This is a genomic window from Gilliamella sp. B2969 (genome assembly GCF_026536195.1).
Lineage (GTDB): Bacteria > Pseudomonadota > Gammaproteobacteria > Enterobacterales > Orbaceae > Gilliamella.
Genome location: NZ_JAFNOP010000004.1, coordinates 160,644 through 179,862, shown reverse-complemented (window position 1 = coordinate 179,862; position 19,219 = coordinate 160,644). Strand labels below are relative to the sequence as shown.

At 33.2% G+C, this 19,219-nt stretch carries 15 protein-coding genes; 12 read left to right on the top strand and 3 right to left on the bottom strand.

All coding sequences use genetic code 11. The features are described from left to right. The first annotated feature begins 994 nt into the window (after positions 1–994). Both J3U66_RS05120 and J3U66_RS05115 read left to right on the top strand, forming a co-directional pair. Positions 995–2,395: a hypothetical protein gene (locus tag J3U66_RS05120; protein ID WP_267348258.1), complete on the top strand. Its 1,401-nt coding sequence runs from the start codon at positions 995–997 to the stop codon at positions 2,393–2,395. 827 nt (positions 2,396–3,222) lie between these two features. Continuing rightward, positions 3,223–3,414, top strand: a complete 192-nt coding sequence (locus J3U66_RS05115) for a hypothetical protein (protein ID WP_267348257.1) — start codon at positions 3,223–3,225, stop codon at positions 3,412–3,414. Positions 3,415–3,533: 119 nt separating this feature from the next. Here J3U66_RS05115 and manA read toward each other — a convergent pair whose 3' ends face one another. Both manA and J3U66_RS05105 read right to left on the bottom strand, forming a co-directional pair. Beyond that, positions 3,534–4,721, bottom strand: a complete 1,188-nt coding sequence (gene manA / locus J3U66_RS05110; protein WP_267348256.1) for a mannose-6-phosphate isomerase, class I — start codon at positions 4,719–4,721, stop codon at positions 3,534–3,536. A 138-nt stretch (positions 4,722–4,859) separates the two neighbouring features. Beyond that, a complete protein-coding gene (locus J3U66_RS05105) occupies positions 4,860–6,044 on the bottom strand; it encodes a carbohydrate porin (RefSeq protein WP_267348255.1) in 1,185 nt (394 codons plus the stop codon). Positions 6,045–6,380: 336 nt separating this feature from the next. Here J3U66_RS05105 and prfA point away from each other — a divergent pair, with 336 nt between their 5' ends. From prfA to J3U66_RS05080, 5 genes are all read left to right on the top strand, one after another. Then, positions 6,381–7,466 (top strand): peptide chain release factor 1, encoded by a 1,086-nt coding sequence (gene prfA / locus J3U66_RS05100; RefSeq protein ID WP_267332515.1) that lies wholly within the window; start codon positions 6,381–6,383, stop codon positions 7,464–7,466. Continuing rightward, positions 7,463–8,299, top strand: coding sequence for a peptide chain release factor N(5)-glutamine methyltransferase (gene prmC, locus J3U66_RS05095; protein ID WP_065798068.1), 837 nt, complete (start codon positions 7,463–7,465; stop codon positions 8,297–8,299). The genes prfA and prmC overlap by 4 nt, the downstream gene beginning before the upstream one ends. 13 nt (positions 8,300–8,312) lie before the next feature. Continuing rightward, entirely contained in the window at positions 8,313–9,170 is an 858-nt protein-coding gene (kdsA, locus tag J3U66_RS05090; protein ID WP_267348254.1) for a 3-deoxy-8-phosphooctulonate synthase, read from the top strand. 458 nt (positions 9,171–9,628) lie between these two features. Then, positions 9,629–11,044 carry an OprD family outer membrane porin gene (locus J3U66_RS05085; protein WP_267348253.1) on the top strand — a complete coding sequence of 472 codons (1,416 nt, stop codon included), beginning with the start codon at positions 9,629–9,631 and terminating at the stop codon, positions 11,042–11,044. Between the two features lie 9 nt (positions 11,045–11,053). Continuing rightward, a complete protein-coding gene (locus tag J3U66_RS05080) occupies positions 11,054–13,729 on the top strand; it encodes a beta-N-acetylhexosaminidase (RefSeq protein ID WP_267348252.1) in 2,676 nt (891 codons plus the stop codon). A gap of 69 nt (positions 13,730–13,798) precedes the next feature. On the opposite strand, the gene rraB is transcribed toward J3U66_RS05080, so the two are convergent. Further along, positions 13,799–14,194, bottom strand: coding sequence for a ribonuclease E inhibitor RraB (rraB, locus tag J3U66_RS05075; RefSeq protein WP_267332519.1), 396 nt, complete (start codon positions 14,192–14,194; stop codon positions 13,799–13,801). A gap of 70 nt (positions 14,195–14,264) precedes the next feature. Here rraB and rnm point away from each other — a divergent pair, with 70 nt between their 5' ends. The 5 genes from rnm to J3U66_RS05050 all read left to right on the top strand — a co-directional run bounded on the left by rnm (position 14,265) and on the right by J3U66_RS05050 (position 19,151). Next, a complete protein-coding gene (gene rnm, locus J3U66_RS05070) occupies positions 14,265–15,098 on the top strand; it encodes an RNase RNM (protein WP_267344832.1) in 834 nt (277 codons plus the stop codon). 108 nt (positions 15,099–15,206) lie between these two features. Next, positions 15,207–15,827, top strand: a complete 621-nt coding sequence (locus J3U66_RS05065; protein ID WP_267332521.1) for an L-threonylcarbamoyladenylate synthase — start codon at positions 15,207–15,209, stop codon at positions 15,825–15,827. Between the two features lie 171 nt (positions 15,828–15,998). Continuing rightward, on the top strand, positions 15,999–16,916 hold the full coding sequence (rluB, locus tag J3U66_RS05060) for a 23S rRNA pseudouridine(2605) synthase RluB (RefSeq protein ID WP_416379723.1): 918 nt from the start codon (positions 15,999–16,001) through the stop codon (positions 16,914–16,916). Between the two features lie 450 nt (positions 16,917–17,366). Further along, positions 17,367–17,534: a hypothetical protein gene (locus tag J3U66_RS05055; protein WP_267348250.1), complete on the top strand. Its 168-nt coding sequence runs from the start codon at positions 17,367–17,369 to the stop codon at positions 17,532–17,534. Positions 17,535–17,825: 291 nt separating this feature from the next. Continuing rightward, positions 17,826–19,151 (top strand): hypothetical protein, encoded by a 1,326-nt coding sequence (locus J3U66_RS05050; protein ID WP_267348249.1) that lies wholly within the window; start codon positions 17,826–17,828, stop codon positions 19,149–19,151. Positions 19,152–19,219 lie beyond the last annotated feature (68 nt).

The window sequence follows — 19,219 nt, the reverse complement described above, 5'->3', positions numbered from 1 at the left end:
AAAACTTATGAAAATATTGGCTAAAGTAAAAATAATATCGATATTTCACATCTAAACTTCAATTAAGTTTGTAAAAAAATTTTTAAAGAGCTTCGGATTCTACATACTCAAAACTCAATAATTACTATAATTTTTCACAACAAAATTAATTACGTTATTTTATATAATTGAGACTATACTGATTCAGTATGCTGACAGCGGAGCATATAAGGTGAGTAAAGCCGCTTTGTTCAAATAAAACTTTCATAGAACATTACCACTTTAAAATCAATAAGAAATCTTACAAGTTCACTAGTTATTTATGTGATTTTGAAACTGAAATGTTTTCCAAATCCAGTATATTAGAATTGCATGCAAAAATTTCAATAAATTTTTTAAAATTGTAGTTGGAATAAGAGTTAATCTAGGTATTTTTTTTCGAAATAGAATAATAAACTGGTATTTTTTATTCAAACAACACTTTTAGTGATACAAAGGCCTATATGCTAATAATAATTAAACATAATAATTTAATGGTTAAATGTATATATATATATCAATCGACTGTTGAAGAATTTCATACAAGTTACCTATACTTATTGTGGACATCGGCTAATTGTTGAAGATGGATAAGATGCAATTAAAAATTATAGTGATAAATACAAGCTTGCCATAGCAAAATAAGAATAAAGAGTACTATTTTAAACAAAAACAGATTTTTCGACGTATGGCGAATGAAGAAAACTCAAAAAGTTTTATTGGGTTATATATTATGTGATTCTCATGGCAATATTATTTTGTATGATAAGAGTACATTTTTATGTGACTTTACAAGCGATCTAATATAATTAGCTTCATTTTTATTGTATTAAGAATAAGAAATTGATACATTAATGAAATAACAGTATTTAATTTAAAACTATCAGATATGTATGGACATAGAGTACATTATTTATACACATTACTATCAGTTTTATTTTTAGTGTTTTTATGTGTTTTTAGATTTTATCCTGTATTGGATGCTAAATTTGCATTTTTTGCTCAAGGTCCAGATGATATTGATTATTCATCACTTTTAAATGAAAATCAGAATAGTTATCAGTCTAAGTTAATCATAGTAGATAATGAGTTTTTTTTATTATCAAAAGATTACAAGGGTGAAGAGTCGATAGATAGTGATGATCTTGGTTTTAAAGTTAATAATTATTCCATATTTGATAATAATAAAGATGGAATGAATATATTTGGTTCCTCAGATTCTGGTGTCTATTTTTTATCCAAATTGAACAGTGACATACAATTTAAAGTTATTTTGAGTAATGATTACCCCATACGTGTGATTCCATCTCCTACACTTCAACATTTATTAATTGAAACACAAATTGATGATGCATCTTCTACTCGTTATAATAACACGAAAGATGTATTTTTAAATTCAAATGATAAAGGTACAACTTGGCATCAAGTAAGTAGTAATTTAAATGTGGGTAGAAACTTTTTAAATAGAACTATCCCTTTCTTTGTAAATGAACAAGAGGTTTGGTTAATTAATAGAACACATATTATTGAAGATCCTGAACTGGAAGAACTTAATAGATTGTTTTTGTCAAATAATGCAGGATACAATCATCATGAAATTGAACAGCTTTTTGATTCTATTTATCATGCTAATTATTTTGAACTTAATTTTACACAAATTGAACCTCGTAATAAGAATGACTTTATCGCTAATCTCAAATCACTTTTGGAAGTAAATTATCCTAAAAAGTCTATTAAAAATGTTGAGAAAAGTTCAATGTCAGAGCAAGAAAATCAAATATTGCTATATCCGCTTTTTGACAATACCGTTTTAGTTTGGAAACGATTGCCATTGATAGAAAACAACGAAGAATCTTCTATTACAATTCAATTTAAATTAAAAAAAGAAAACGATTTTTGGATTGCTGATGATTGTACCTTGTTAGAAAATGGGATTATCAATATTCGTGGCTATCAAGATAATATTTATGCATCCTTTAAAAAAGCTTCAAAAGCTAGTATCGATTTGGCAAAATTGAATACGGACAATTACAAATGGGATAGTTTGCCTTCGATTCCATCTATTTTTGGTATATTGTCCTTTGATTCTTTAGTATTGAATGATTTTGATGTTACTAAAAATGCTATTTTAATCTCCACATCACAATACAAACACTTCAACGATCCATTATCGACTTTAGGATTAAAAGAGCCTTTTTATATCTATGGAGTTCGAATTTTTTATTTACTGCATAATAGCGAAGAGTGGAAAGCTTTAAAAACAAAATCGTCAAATCTTGGTGGCACTAATAAAGAAAAAAACATCTATTACCATAATAATAAACCTTTATACTCAAATGATAGAAAGCATGTTATTGATTCTTATCATTTAAATTAAATAATATAAATAAATATGGGTTTAAAAATAAAAAGTGTCAGAAATAAATTTTTACAACTATATTGCTATATTTTTATCGAAAATGTTTAGTTACCAAGTTAAAAAGATAATTACTGTAGTTAACAATGATAGGTTCTTTCTATTGCAGCCTATAATAATCTAAAAAATAATATATAAATATTGAATATATATTTGAAACTCATCACGATAAATTTAAATAGGTATTTAACCTTGGTAAAACAACAAGTTATTTATAATAGTCATACAATTCAAGTCAACGAAAGTAATACCCTAAAAAACTGATAACCAGATGTTAAAAATAAAAAAAACAATAAGTTATTCGAAAAAATAAAAAACGAATAAATTATGTTTAAATAAAAATATTCCACCAACTGATGAAGTGATTAAATAGAAAGGAGCAGCTTAAGTAAGAAATCTGAGATTATAATGGAAATAGCGAAAACGTATATTTTTTAAACATTAGATTAATCTATTACTCAATCTATAGCGCATTTATTTTTATTTTGCGATATGGCATTGTTAGTTGGGAGCTTAAATTCCTTAGTTCACCATTTGAAGTTGTTGGAAAAGATTTAGGTAAACTAGTATCAATGGCTGGATTCTCTGTATTTAAAATTGGTTAAATTTTAGGGATATTGTTAGCAGATTATGTTTCGATTAAAATCTTTAAAATTTCAAGCCGCTAACCAATGTTATGTTTTTATTCATTACCATTGTTTTATTAGTCATATATTGGCAAATATCAGCAGGTATTGAAAATCAAATATATAATTAGATTATATTGATTTTAATCGGACTTTCTATTTATGGCCTCTTATGTTCTGTGTTATCCTCATGCAATTAAGCCAAAAAATGTTGTAGGGGCTGCTTCAGGTATATCTGGTGCATTTTCTTCTATTTTTGGATCAATTATTGCCACTTTAAGCATGGGAATTATTGTGGATGGGCGTTACATCCAAAGTGTTAATTGTTTTCGGCTATGGATAGGATTATTTTAAGTTTATTAGCTCGTAACAAATTTCTCGAATTTAAATAACAGAAAATAAAATACCTATGGCCAAATTAATTTTCTCATCCAATATTATTAATTTGGTTGTAATAATAAGCATTAAAAAGGTTAATTAGAAACTGTAGCCAAAATCCCTTCTCCTGTATAACAATACGCTTTAGCTTGATAAGCAATAAAAGCTGATTCTCCTTTGCTAAGGACTACTGATTCAAATTCTGTGGTCAAGCAAATCTTTCCTTCAAGGCATAATACTATTTGTGCGCTAGTTACCTTTTGTTCTTGTTGTTGATCATTACTGTATATAATTTCGAAATTAAAATCGTCAACTGGAACCGGAAAAGAGGTTCTATTAGCTTTGATTATTGGTTTTATTAGTAAATTATTTAAACTTAAGCTATCAAAACTTGTATTGTTTACTAACTGCTGTATATCAATGTGTTTGTGCGTTAAGCCTGCTCTAAGCACATTATCTGAGTTTGCCATTACTTCAAGCCCTGTTCCTTTGATATAAGCATGAGGTGTTTGCGCATCTAAAAACATAGCTTGCCCGGGTTGTAGTTCAATAACATTTAAAATTAATGGCATAAATATACCGATATCATTTGGATATTCTTGAGCAAGCATCTTGATTGTTGAAAAAGGCTCAATTTCTATATCGTTTATGCTATTTAGTAATTGATTAATTAATTGTAATTTTTCTTTTTCCGAAAGATTCAATAATGCTGTAAAAAACAGTTTCAATTGCTGAGGTGTACGATTATTTTTCAATTTTAAGATTTCATTTTCAAGTATCGAAACGTTAATTTTTGCAAACAGCATAAGTATTTCATCGATAGGTCGAAATGATCGCATCGCTTTAAAGGGGGTTAAGGCGTAAATTAATTCTGGTTTATGATTAGGATCTTTATAATTTCGCTTTGGATCGTTAAGGGCAATGCCTAATTGATTTTCTTTTTCAAAACCACATTTAGCCGCGGTTTTTGTTGGATGAACCTGTATTGATAAGGCTTTATTCGCGGAAAGTATTTTAAAAAGATAAGGTAAACCAGCAAATTTTTTGTATGTATCTTCACCTAAAATAGCTTGCGGGTTATCATTGATCAATTTATCAAGTTTGACTTTGTGATTGTCAATTTCAATGGCTGTTGAACAGCCGATTGGATGCGCTCCCATCCAAATTTCCGCCATTGGTTTTTGACTGGGATTACTGATCCCCAAAATTTTTGTTATCTGATCCATACTACCCCAATCAAAGTGTTTAATTGGGTTTTCGAGTTTCCATATTGTTTGTTTCATCGTTTTTACCATTAACAATAAAAAATTGGTGTTGAAATCACTAAGTAATTGTAGGTAACTATACCCTTGATAAAAAAACTTGCAAACTAATAAATATAAGCCAGCAAATTAAATAACTAAACTGGCTTTTATTACTAATTAATAGAAATATTTAAACCTTACACGTGCACCATAGCGATCATCGGTATTATCACCATGAGATTTACTTCTATCCAATAGTGAATAATAGGTACCTAAATAAATATTAAAATTGTCCATATCTAATACGTTATTAATTAAGTAAGAAGCATTAACTGTATGGATTTTATATTTTCCTTTATTATTGATATGACCGTCTTTGATACGATTTTCTAGGTTAAATTTTTTAATATCATTATTGGCAAAAATGTACCCAAATCCAATTTGTTCCCAAACTAGATTGGTACCTATAGTCATATCTTTTTCATCTTTGGCATTCATATATGCAAAGCTAGTATTGATTTTAAGTCCTTTATTCGATGCGTTCCAGTCACCTTCGCTATTCCATGAGAATGTTGCGCCATAGCCTGTTCGTTTAGATTGATCTCGAAATTTTTCATCATTGTCATAGTAACCATAAGCATTTTTAACAACATTGGTTTCGGCTGCAATTGCTGTTGATACACTATCATTTTTCCAAGATAAAACAGGACGAACATACGCAACATTTTTCTTTTTGTCGATGTTATAGCCATGATAAGTTGATTTGTTGAACATCTTCTCACCATTGTTAATTAATCCATTTAATTCGAAATTAAAATTAGTTAAAAAGGGTTTATTTAATTGAATACTCCCGCCATTTTTGCTCCTACCTCGACCTTCTTTCATCATATAAATATATCCAAAACCGTCTTCATAAAGATCATTGGCGGTATTGCCTGAATATTCGATAAACGTATCTTGACCCAGTGGAAACATGTCATAAGCTTCGTAACGACCAATTTTAATATTCCACTCCTTTTTTTGCCCAAAGTAAAAAGCTGCATCATCAAGGTTCATATCACCACTTAAATCAGCAAGAGGTTGTACTGTAAAACCAGCATAATTAGAATGGTTGATTTCTCGATAACCATCTAAACCAATCAAAATTCGCCCATTGATATCCCAGCGATCTTTGTCGGCAGGTTGATTTTTTTTATCAGCGGTTTGTTTTAATGAACTTAGTTGTTGTTTACTGCTTGCTGCATCGGTATTGAATTCAACATCACCATATAATTTTAATTTTCCTTGTTGTGTATCCCATTGAATTGCAGCATTGGCAATAGAACTTAATCCCAATAAACTTAATACAAAAAATTTTTTCATGATTGCGACTCCTTAAATAGTTTAAAATTAGTTTATGTATACGATAACATTAAATTATTATATGATTTATTTGTTATTATTTTTTATGTTTGCAAAATAAATGATAACGTTTACATTTATATGTTATGAGGTGATTCAATTTTTTAAAACTTGAAAAAGCGATTTATGTGACATGTGCAACATTTTTAGTAGATTGATTTTTTATAGATTAATTTTTTCCGATTTTTATCAAGGTTATTTAACTAAGCAGACAACAAGCTGAAACTGTATTTTGCATACAATAAAGTATATAATGCCCAGCAAATTTAATTATTTATCGTTAAAATTATACTTTTTATGAAATCTTCTATTATCAGCAAGTTAGAAACCCTGCAAGAGCGCTATGAAGAAGTTCAAGCATTATTATCTGATGCTTCGGTTATTGCCGATCAAAATCGTTTTCGTACGCTTTCTAAAGAATACTCTCAATTATCTGGCGTGGTTAAATGTTTTACGAGTTGGAAGCAAACACAAGAAAACATTGAAACCGCTAAAATGATGTTGTCAGATCCTGAAATGAGTGAAATGGCTCAAGAAGAACTCGATGAAGCATTAGGTCAAGTTGAAGAACAAGAAAGACAATTACAAGTTCTATTATTACCTAAAGACCCTAATGATGATTACAACTGCTTTGTTGAAGTTAGAGCAGGGACTGGAGGTGATGAAGCGGCCATTTTTGCTGGGGATTTGGCAAGAATGTATACTCGCTATGCTGAATCAAAAAATTGGCGAGTTGAAATCATGAGCTCAAATGATGGTGAACATGGCGGTTATAAAGAAGTGATTATGCTGGTTAGTGGTGATGGTGTATACGGTAACTTGAAATTTGAATCAGGTGGCCATCGTGTTCAACGTGTACCAGAAACCGAATCGCAAGGTCGAATTCATACTTCAGCGTGTACAGTTGCAGTATTACCTGAAATTCCCGAAGCGGAAATGCCAGAAATTAACCCAGCAGACTTAAAAATTGATACTTATCGTTCCTCAGGGGCGGGTGGTCAGCACGTTAATACCACTGATTCAGCTATTCGTATTACCCATATTCCAACCGGTATTGTCGTTGAGTGTCAAGATGAGCGTTCACAACATAAAAATAAAGCTAAGGCGATGTCTGTATTAGCTGCACGTATTCAAGATGCAGAAACGCGAAAACGACAACAAGAAGAAGCTTCAACCAGACGTAATTTATTAGGTTCAGGTGATCGTTCAGATAGAATTAGAACGTACAATTACCCACAGGGTCGAGTTACTGATCACCGTATTAACCTGACTATTTATCGCCTAGATGAAGTGATGGAAGGTAAATTAGAAATGTTAATTGATCCAATCGTTCAAGAGTATCAAGCAGATCAACTCGCGGCATTATCGGAACAGGATGAATGACTTATTTAGAATGGCTAAAATCAGCATCACAAACGCTCACTGAAAGTGAGAGCCCTAAACGTGATGCTGAAATTTTATTGAGCTTTGTTACGCATAAAACACGCACATTTTTGATGGCTTTTAGTGAAACATTACTTAATGATGATGAGCTAATTGCCTTAGATGGATATCTTAAAAGACGTCAAGCTGGCGAACCGATTGCCTATATCACGGGTGAAAAGGAATTTTGGTCTTTAAAGTTTCATGTCTCAAATGCCACATTGATTCCAAGACCCGACACTGAAAAATTAGTTGAATTAGGTTTGGAATATTTATCTAAAATACCTTGCGAAGTCCTAGACTTGGGAACAGGGACAGGTGCTATTGCTATTGCAATGGCAACAGAGCGCCCAGATTGTTTATTTACCGCAGTAGAAAAAAATAAAGATGCATTAATTTTAGCTCAAGAAAATGCTAATCAAATTGGGGTTAATAACGTTTATTTTTTACAAGGTGATTGGTATAAGCCGATTAAGAATCGTAAATTTTCAATGATTACCAGTAATCCGCCATACATCGAACCAACCGATATACATCTATCGCATGGTGATGTGCGATATGAACCAAGAACAGCACTGGTTTCGGAAGACGAGGGGCTGGCAGATATTAAATTAATTGTACAGGGTGCAACTAAACACCTTCATCAATATGGTTGGTTGCTAATTGAACACGGCTGGAAACAAGGTTTGGCCGTTCAAACAATTTTCAAACAACATGGATTTCAATTAGTCGAAACCGTCGCTGACTATAGTGGTAACGATAGGGTTACGCTTGGTCGATGGTTTAAACCTTAACTAGGAATATTTTATGAAGCAACAAAAAAGAGTTAAAGTTGGCGATATTACTGTCGCTAATGATTTACCATTTGTGTTATTTGGTGGTATGAATGTTCTTGAATCACGTGATTTAGCCATGAAAATCTGTGAACATTATGTTACCGTGACAAATAAATTGAATATCCCTTATATTTTCAAAGCCTCTTTTGATAAGGCAAATCGTTCTTCAGTACACTCTTATCGTGGACCAGGTTTGGAAGAAGGCTTGAAAATTTTTGAAGAACTAAAAAAGCAATTTGGTATAAAAGTGATTACCGATGTGCATACCGAAGCGCAATGCCAGCCAGTTGCAGATGTAGTTGATGTAATTCAATTGCCTGCATTTTTAGCAAGGCAAACAGATCTGGTTGTTGCAATGGCTAAAACTGGTGCGGTGATTAATGTTAAAAAACCACAATTTGTAAGCCCAGGTCAAATGGGGAATATTGTCGAAAAGTTTGAAGAAGCCGGTAACGATCAAATTATTCTTTGTGATCGTGGTAGCTGTTTTGGTTATGATAATTTAGTCGTTGATATGCTGGGTTTTAATATTATGAAAAAAGCCAGTCATGGTTCACCTGTTATTTTTGATGTCACCCATGCTTTACAATGTCGAGATCCAATGGGCGCAGCGTCTGGCGGTCGACGGGGGCAAGTGACTGAGCTTGCTCGTTCAGGTATGGCTGTAGGTATTGCAGGGTTATTTTTAGAATCTCATCCAGATCCTAGTCATGCAAAATGTGATGGTCCATCAGCGTTACCATTAGCAAAACTAGAACCATTCTTAAAACAGATTAAAGCAATTGATGAGTTAGTAAAAAGTTTTGACGAAATCGATACGGAAAACTAATACTAATAAAATCTGTTATTAACGGCAAATCAAATAAAGAGAAATGTGAATCGTTTCTCTTTTTTTTGTTCGATACTTTCTAAATATTGCTCATATTGATAATAATTCAATATATTCAATTTATTACTTTACCTATCACACTACTGTTTAGGTTTTAAAGATCGCTTAAATAATTATTTTTTTATCTGAAAAAAGTCGGCTTTTATTTAATAAAAATAGTATTAATTTCTATTTTTTGGTGATTTTGATCACGATTTAAGATCATTTAATTTGCGAACTAAAATATGTTTATGCATTATAAAAATACTTATTTATCTGTTATCTGATGTAAATCGCTTGCTAAAATAGGCGTTAATTGTCATTTACATGAAAATAAGTTAGTGATTTAACTTTGCAAAAAATTTTTAAAGTGAGGCTGTGACTTGTTGTATAAATAAAATAATTTTAGGGAAACAAACATGAATCTAAATACGCTTGCTGTTGTACCATCCCGTTTTCATTTTCTAACAAAATATATTTTATCCTTCTCTTTTTTTTATAGTATTAATCCTGTGTATGCCGTTTATGAAAATAATTTTGTTGATGATTCATCACTCACGGGAAATGTATTTTTCTGGAATCGTGATCGAGAAAGAAAAAATATTGAAGAACATAAATATGAAAAAAACCTCAGGCACTCATCATTTAACACAAATTTAGATTTCAAATCGGGTTATATGGCTGATCGCTTTGCAATTGAGTTAGGTGGTTATGGTGCTTGGGAAGTCAGTAACGGTGGCAATGGACACCCTAATGAAATCGGTTTTAGTGGTGCCAATACTCGATGGGATGAGGATTGGAAGAAAGATGTCAGTGGGCTGAGTTTTTATAAAGCGCTAGTAAATTTTAAACTCGACGACAAATTTTGGCTTAGAGCAGGGTATATTCAACCTTCAGGTCAAACATTACTGGCGCCACACTGGAGTTTATTACCCGGTACTTATCGAGGTGTGGAGTTTGGTAGTTTGCTTGATTTCGATGATGCCGGCGCTTTATCCATGTCTTATATGTGGGCAGATAAATACAAAGCACCATGGTATAAACGACTTTATGAATTTAAACAATGGGGCAAAGGAAAAAAAATTGATTACCTCCATTCTGCTGGTTTGAAATATGACTTTAAAAATGATTTAGTGTTAGAAACCGCCTTTGGTCAAGCGCAAAATTATATGAACCAATTTTTTGGTAAAACCTCATATAAAACCGATATTTTCAATAATCCACTTACCATGAGTTATCAATTTTATGGGGCTAAAGATCAGTCTCATAAAGGAAAAAATGTTTATGATGGTTTGGCGTGGTTGCAAGCAGCTACTTTAGGTTATCAAATGGGACCGGTTGGTCTACGACTTGAAGGTGTGGTTGTTAAAGCGAAAGGGGAACAGGGCTACTTTCTACAGCGCATGACGCCGGATTATGCTTCTTCAAATGGTCGATTAGATGTGTGGTGGAATTCACGTTCTGACTTTAATGCCAATGGTGAGAAGGCGATATTTACTGAAGTCACTTATGATTTAGGCGATCTATCAAATTACTTAACCGGTTGGAAAGCAGGTATGTCTTATGCTTATGGTTGGGATGCAAAACCGAGCACAAACAAACAGTTTAACCAAAAGAAACGTTTAATTGAGTCAGCTTATAATTTTGATTTAGGTTATACCGTACAAAATGGTTGGATAAAAGATACGTCTTTACAACTTCATTATACCAAATACAACAATCACACCAATATCCCAAGCTGGGAGGGCGGATATGGCAATATCTTCCAAGATGAACACGATATCAAATTTATTGTTACTGTTCCTTTCACCATTTTCAATGCTAAACAAAAATAGGTAATTGTCATGATAAAATTTAAATCAGCTATTATAGCTACATCGATAGCATCATTATTCAGTATGGGCACTGCACAATCAGTGAATGCTTCACAAAAAATTGTGGATACCATGAGTTCACAATTACGCCTAAATTATCATATAGTAGATAATAATGCTGTAAATCATGGTGTAGATTGTGCTGCATTGGGGGCAGATTGGGCATCTTGTAACAAAGTGACGTTAACGCTTAAAAACACGGGGCCTGCGATAACTGACAAAGATTGGGCAATCTATTTTCATAATATTCGGATGATTTTAGCCGTCAATAATGATCAATTTAAAATCACCCATGTGACAGGTGATTTGCACAAGCTTGAACCGACTAACAAATTCAAAGGTATTCCCGAGAAAGCTATTGTGAACATCCCCATCATTGGTGAATATTGGCAAATTAGTGAAAGTGATGTGATGCCTAGATGGTATGTTACCTCGTCAAATGCTGAACCTAAAGTGATTGTTAATACGGATACTGATTCTGATAATCTATCGGCATTTGTTGAACCTTTAGGCGAACAATGGAAAATATCCCCCAATGATCATAATATTTTAATGACGCCTGAACATCGTTATCATCATAACAATGATATACAACTTATTAATGCCGAGTTGTTAAGAGGACAGATTTTGCCGACACCATCGAAACTTACTGTTGGTAAGGAAATGGTCATCCTCAATGAAAATGGTGTTAATTTAGTCCTTAATGGCTTAGCAAAAGAGAGCGAATCGGTATTAAATGAACATTTTAAAGTATTGAATATCCCTGTTAGCGGTAAAGGCTTTAACATTAAAGCCTCAATTGATAAAAGTGCATTTGAGAAAGGGGTAAAAGGGAGTTATAAGTTAGATATCACTCCTGAAGGGGCAACCATTTTAGCTTTTGATCAAAGTGGCATTTTTTATGGTGTAGAATCGATATTATCTGTATTACATGCCAATAATCCTCAAATTATTCCTGTACTTTCAGCTGAGGATGCCCCGCGATTCGAATATCGTGGAATGATGTTAGATACCGGTCGAAATTTCAAAAGTAAAGAAGCGGTATTACAGTTACTTGATACGATGTCAAAATATAAAATGAATAAATTTCATTTCCATTTGAGTGATGATGAGGGGTGGCGAATTGAAATTCCAGGTTTACCTGAACTGACCAATTTTGGTAGTAAACGTTGTCATGATTTGAGTGAGAAAAAATGCTTATTACCACAACTCGGATCGGGTCCAAATAGCAATAATAGCGGCAGTGGATACTTTACTCGAGATGATTATATTGAAATCGTAAAATACGCCAATGCTCGTTTTATTGAAGTCATCCCAGAAATCGATATGCCTGCTCATGCTAGAGCCGCTATTAGGTCGATGGAAGTGAGATATCAACGCCTAATGGAACAAGGACAAGAACAACAAGCGAATGAATATCGATTGGTTGATCCAAGCGATACATCCAATACAACAACGGTACAATTTTATAATCGACAAAGTTATCTCAATCCATGTTTGGAGTCTTCGAAAAAATTTGTTAATAAAGTCATTAGTGAAATCGCTAAAATGCATGTTGAAGCTAACCAGCCCATTACAACTTGGCATTTTGGTGGTGATGAAGCAAAAAACATTCATTTCGGTAATGGCTACCAAGATATCCATGCCGCTCAAAAAGAGGCTGGTAAAGGTTTAATCGATCAAAGTGTTGAAGATCATCCATGGGCAAAATCACAAGCCTGCCAAACCTTTGTCAATACTGGCGTAGTTGAGAATTTTGAACATTTACCAAGTTATTTTGCCGTCGAAGTAAGTAAAATCATTAAAGACAATGGGATTAATCGCATGCAAGTTTGGCAAGATGGTGTAAAATTTGCTAATGATGCCAACGCTTTTGCCACCGATGAAGTGATTGTCAATTTCTGGGATAACTTGTATTGGGGCGGGTATGATTCAGTGAATGAATTTGCCAATAAGGGCTATAAAGTTATTGTATCTAATCCTGATTATGTCTATTTAGATATGCCTTACGAAGTTAATCCAAAAGAAAGCGGGTATTATTGGGCTGCTCGGTTTAATGACGAACGCAAAATCTTCAGTTTTGCGCCAGATAACTTGCCACAAAATGCTGAAACTTCTTTTGATCGTAACGGTGATGCCTTTGCAGCTAAGGGTACAATGGATTGGCCAGGTGCATATGGTTTATCAGCACAAATTTGGACTGAAAATATTCGCACAGATGAGAAAATGGCTTATATGGCCTATCCTCGATTACTCAGTGTTGCCGAACGCGCATGGCATAAAGCCGATTGGGAAACAAATTATCAAAAAGATCGCCAATTCAAAATAGGTGAAACCCATTATGTTGATCAGCAAAAACTTTTTAATGATTGGAACCAATTTGCCAATTTATTAGGGCAACGAGAATTAGCTAAATTGGATGCGGCTTTAGTTGATTATCGTCTACCTGTCCCTGGAGCAAAAATTGAAAATGGTAAATTGATAGCAAATATTGTTTTCCCTGGTTTAAGTATTGAATATTCAATTGATAAAGGGCAGCAGTGGCAGCGTTATCAAGGTCCAGTTTCGCTGAATCATCACGACAAAATTTTGGTGCGTAGTGTTTCGCCAAATCAGAAAAGAAAGAGTCGTATCGAAGAATTATAATACGTTAAGCAATAAATATTCTTATCCGTTAAATATGCGGATAAGAATGCCGTTTATTATTTTTTATGATTAGTGGAGGGTCTCAGCAGATTCGTCTTCAATAAAATCATCATCACTACCATCTTCATAATAAGTACCCCATCCGTCGTAATTGACGTTAAATTGATTGGCCAGCGTGATTATTTCAGCAATTTGTGCGTTAATAAGTTCGGCATTAAGAGGGCTTTCTGCAATAATATCAAAGCCAATAACTAAATTACCCGCATCATCTACATCTTCATCGGGATCGGTTGCTTCATAGCCTAATTTGTAAGCTTCTACTGCAACCTTTTCTAAATTATCAAAATTTTGTGATGAAATATGATGTTCAATCAAATAAAGTGCATGAGGATCGCTACCATCATCTAAAAGTTCCTCAATAATAGCTAATGTATCTTGCTGAGCAAGCATAATTTGATCTTTCATAATATACCTTTTAGTGGTCATACAAATTGTGTGGTATATTACACGTTTAAAAATAATTATCGAGAAAAAAATGATCGTTGACTTACATTCGCACACTACTGCATCGGATGGAATTTTAAAGCCAACAGATTTAGTCAAAAGGGCCGTTGAAAATCAACTTCAAATGTTGGCTATTACCGATCATGATACAGTAAAAGGATTGCCAGAAGCCATATACACTATTGAAAAAGACAAATTACCTATAAAATTAATTCGTGGCGTTGAAATATCAACAGCCTGGAAAAATAATGAAATACACATTGTTGGCTTAAATATTGATATTGAAGATCCCCAATTAACTGCTTTGTTATTACGGCAAGAGCAAGGTCGCATAGATAGAGCAAAGGCTATTAGTAATAAATTAGCAAAAGTAAGTATTGAAAATGCTTATGAACAAGCTCAAGAATATGCTAAAGGTGATATTGTCTCACGTGCTCATTTTGCACGTTTTTTAGTGGCTAAAGGGTATGTAAAAGATGTGAATCGAGCCTTCAAAAAATATTTAGGCAAAAGTGGTTATGCTTACGTACCTTCGCAATGTTGCACGATTGATCACGCGGTAAATGCGATACATAATGCGGGAGGGCAAGCAGTACTTGCACATCCCAGTCGTTATGATTTAACGTTAACTAAGTTAAAACTTTTGCTTAGTGATTTTAAACAATTTGGCGGTGATGCAATGGAAGTTTCGCAAAGTCGACAAACACCAACTGATCTACAATTATTAGCTAAACTTGCAAATGAATTTGGATTACTGGCATCACAAGGATCGGATTTTCATGATTTGGTTAATTATCTTGATTTAGGTAAAACAGCACCACTACCAAGCAGTGTTACACCAATCTGGCATAATTGGGTGTTATAAATGAAGATTGATATTAAGATACGTCAGATTGATATTGTTGAAAATTATTAATTGTGATCATTTAAACTAAAATGATATGTTAAATATAAAATTGGATTGAACAACATTATGAGCCAAACTTTTTATATTCATCCTGATAATCCACAAACTCGATTATTAGAGCAAGTGGTAAAAATATTGAATGATGGTGGCGTAATAGCTTTTCCGACTGATTCTGGCTATTCACTTGGTTGTTTGTTAGATAATAAATATGGCGTAGATCGTATTTGTCAAATCCGTCAGTTAGATAAACATCACAATTTTACGCTAATGTGCCGTGATCTTTCAGAACTTTCATCCTATGCTTTTGTGGATAATACCACTTTTCGGCTCTTAAAAAATAATACACCAGGTCGGTATGTTTTTATTTTGTCCGCGAGTAAAGAAGTTCCACGACGATTAATGAATGAAAAACGTAAAACGATTGGATTACGTATTCCTGATAACAAAATAGATCTGACTTTATTGGAATTATTAGGTCAACCTTTGATGACAACTACATTAATTTTACCCAATGATACTCAGGCCCAATCCGATCCCGATGAGATAGAAGATAAAATTGGCCATCAACTTGATGCAATTGTACATGGCGGCTATATTAGCGAACAACCAACAACCGTTATAGACTTGACCCATGACTACCCTGATATTATTCGTCAAGGTAGTGGTGATACTACACCATTTGAATAGCCGTTTTTTTATACGTTATTTTAATATTGATAATGTTTTGAATAGATAAATGATACCTGAGAAGGTAACAGTGAGGACAATATGAAACATAGCACAACAGCAGTTTCAAAATATGAAAACACAGCAGATACAAGAAAAATAAAAAGCAATAAATCAACAGACAAACCGGTAATGCTGCAAAAATCATTTTCGACAAAGCGGGCACCGTCTGTACACGATAACAGCGAAAAATTACAGAAAGTCTTAGCCAACTTGGGTAATGGTTCTCGTCGTGAAATTGAAGCAATGATCGCCGCAGGTCAAATTAGTGTTGATGGTAAAATTGCAACATTAGGTGATCGCGTTGATATTAATACTAATCCTAAAATTCGTATTAACGGTCATCTAGTACAACTTCGGAGTAAAGAAAAAGAAATCTGTCGTGTACTTGCCTACTATAAACCAGAAGGTGAGATTTGTTCCCGTAACGATCCTCAAGGTCGAGCAACCGTGTTTGAACGTTTGCCTCGTTTGAAAAATGCTAGATGGGTGAATATCGGTCGGCTTGATATTAATACTTCGGGATTGCTACTATTTACTACAGATGGTGAACTTGCCAATCGGTTAATGCATCCCAGACATGAAATTGAGCGAGAATATGCGGTTCGGGTTTTTGGTAATGTGACCGATCAACAAATTAGTCAACTGCGCAAAGGTATACAACTTGAAGATGGTCCTGCATCATTTAAATCGATCAAAGCGCAAGGTGGTGATGGTCTTAATCAATGGTTCAATGTGGTTATTACCGAAGGCCGTAATCGAGAAGTTCGTAGAATGTGGGAAGCCATAGATGTACAAGTAAGTCGATTGTTGCGTATTCGTTATGGTAACATCACGCTACCTAAAGGTTTATCACGTGGTACATGGATGGAGTTAAGCCTTGATTCAGTCAATTATTTACGGGAAATTGTTGGTTTACCTGCCGAAATTAAAAGTTTTACTGTAAATTCTACTTTGGGTAAGTCTAATGTTCGGCCTAAGCGAGTCAAACTGAATAACTTATCTCGATCATCGCGCCAAGCGACAGCAAAAAAGCCGACTCGTAAATAGAATCTGTCCTCCTAATGAATTCGATATTATTGGGAGGATACTTTCAACAACGCTATCTCATCTTTTCAAAATTAAATTTAATTTAGATTTTTGCTCATGACTATAGCAAAAAAAGTTAATAAATCGCCGAAAATTTTTTATAAACTTTGTTACGCTGATTAATACTGAGTTAATTAGTGATAAAAAAACAAACGATTGTCATCTGCAATGGACTGATAATTTAACTAAAATTTTTGAAAGGAAATATGATGCGGTTAACTATAGCAATTTTTTAATTTTTCTTTTAACAGCCTGTATACTCGTACTGGTGACGATGCATATAAAGAAGGAAAATATTTAGAAAGTATTAGTTTATTAGCCACCGGTATTGAAGAGAAAGGTGAACGTAAATTTGATAAAGATAGTGCTAAAAAAAACTACATTCTTCAGTTAGTAATATTACAGCACATTATGAAACAAGTATTAGCTAATACCGCAACCACAGATTATCAGACTTGCATTGATATCTATCAAAGCTTGCTCAGAATCATGTTAAACGATTGTTTCTTTAGTCAAACAGTAACTTCCTTTGATGATAAATACACTATTGAGCAGTTAGAACAAACCATTGCTAAATAATATTATGAATACGGTAAATCAATTACCGGTACCGACAGCCAAAGTTATGTAATGAAACTAAAGAAACATTAGAAATGAGATCGGATTTAGCTAATAAAATAATAGATCAGGCGCTATCGCAACGAGTAACAATTAAATCCCTACAAATATGAATTGAGGCAGGGATTTTAAATTCAAAATAAATGGATATTTTTTTTAGTTTTAACTATATAATTTTTTATGTAACTAATTAGAATAATGTAAATTATTTTCAATGATTAAAGATAGGTTTAACAAATGGAAGTAAAAATTATGAGGAATTTAATTGTTGTTTTGTTAATGTTTTGGTTAGCGAGTTGTAGCCATACACGCACTTATGAAGAAGCATATAATGAAGGATACTATCTTCAAAGTATTAATATATTAGCACTCAATATTGAACAAAAAGGTATAGCTAAATTCAAGCAAGAAGATGCTGAGCATTTGCGCAATTTGGTTAATCGCGTGATGGTTAAATATGAAGCAGACTTAGCTGATAGCGCGGCTAACGATTACGAAGATAAAATTTCCACTTATAATAAATTAATGGAAATGCATGATCGCTTAAGTAATCAATTTTATAGTCCAGAGTTGAGCTTTTTTTTAGATAAGTATACCAGTTCAAAATTGAAACAAGATATTGCCAAAGTTTATTATGACCAAGCAAACTCAATTGTAGCTAAGGATAGTGAAAGTTATAAAAAGAAAGCCGAGCTATATAAACAAGGTTTAGATATTTATGACTATAAAGATATTAATGCTTCATATAAAAAAGCAAATAATCGTTATTTGCAATTAGTTGCTCAAGAGTACTATAAAATAGGGCAGCAAGCTGCTCGTAAAAAAGATTATCATCAAGCAGCGGCTGCCTTTAACAAAGCCGCTGAAGTTTATAGTCCAATCGGACACTATAAAGATAGTGAAAAACTAGCGAATTATTACATTAAAATCTTCAAAACTCAAATTGCGATTTCCTCTTATGCTGAAGGTGAACAAATCGCTAAAAAAGCAAGTTCGCGAGCTGATTATCGTAATGCGGCATATCAGTACCAAAAAGCTTCTAATACCTATCCCAATGGCTCTTATCGAGATGCAAGTAAAAAGGCTGAAGTTTATGCCGAAAAAGGTCGTATAACAGTCTATTTTAACGTTAATGGTGGTATGCAAAGTCGAATAATGGATGCAATCCGCGATCAAGGAATTGTGACCACTACTGATGATAGCAATGCTAGTCAAGTTAATGTCAGACTACGATTTGATGAAAACTACTCTGATCAGGGTGGATCGGTTAAAAATGAAACTAAAAAGAATGGCGAAAAGGATTATAACCTAAAAATAGAAACATTGATGAATAAAATAACCGTGACTGCTTACCTAAACGTGACAGGGCTAATAAGCTATGATAAAACGTTTCGAGTTGAAAAAAACTCAATGCAGGTTAACTATTCCTATACGGGAGATAAACCAAGTTACGAATTTGATCATCAAGATGGCAATTATTTACAACAATACCAATTAACGCAAGAGGCAAAAAATGAGCTTGAAACGCAAATTATGAATGAAATATCTCATATTGCGCAAGATATAAAAAGATTATAATTTTATACTTTAATAAGTTGTTAAATACCAAACTGAAAAAATAAAATCCCACAATAGATTAAAAACTG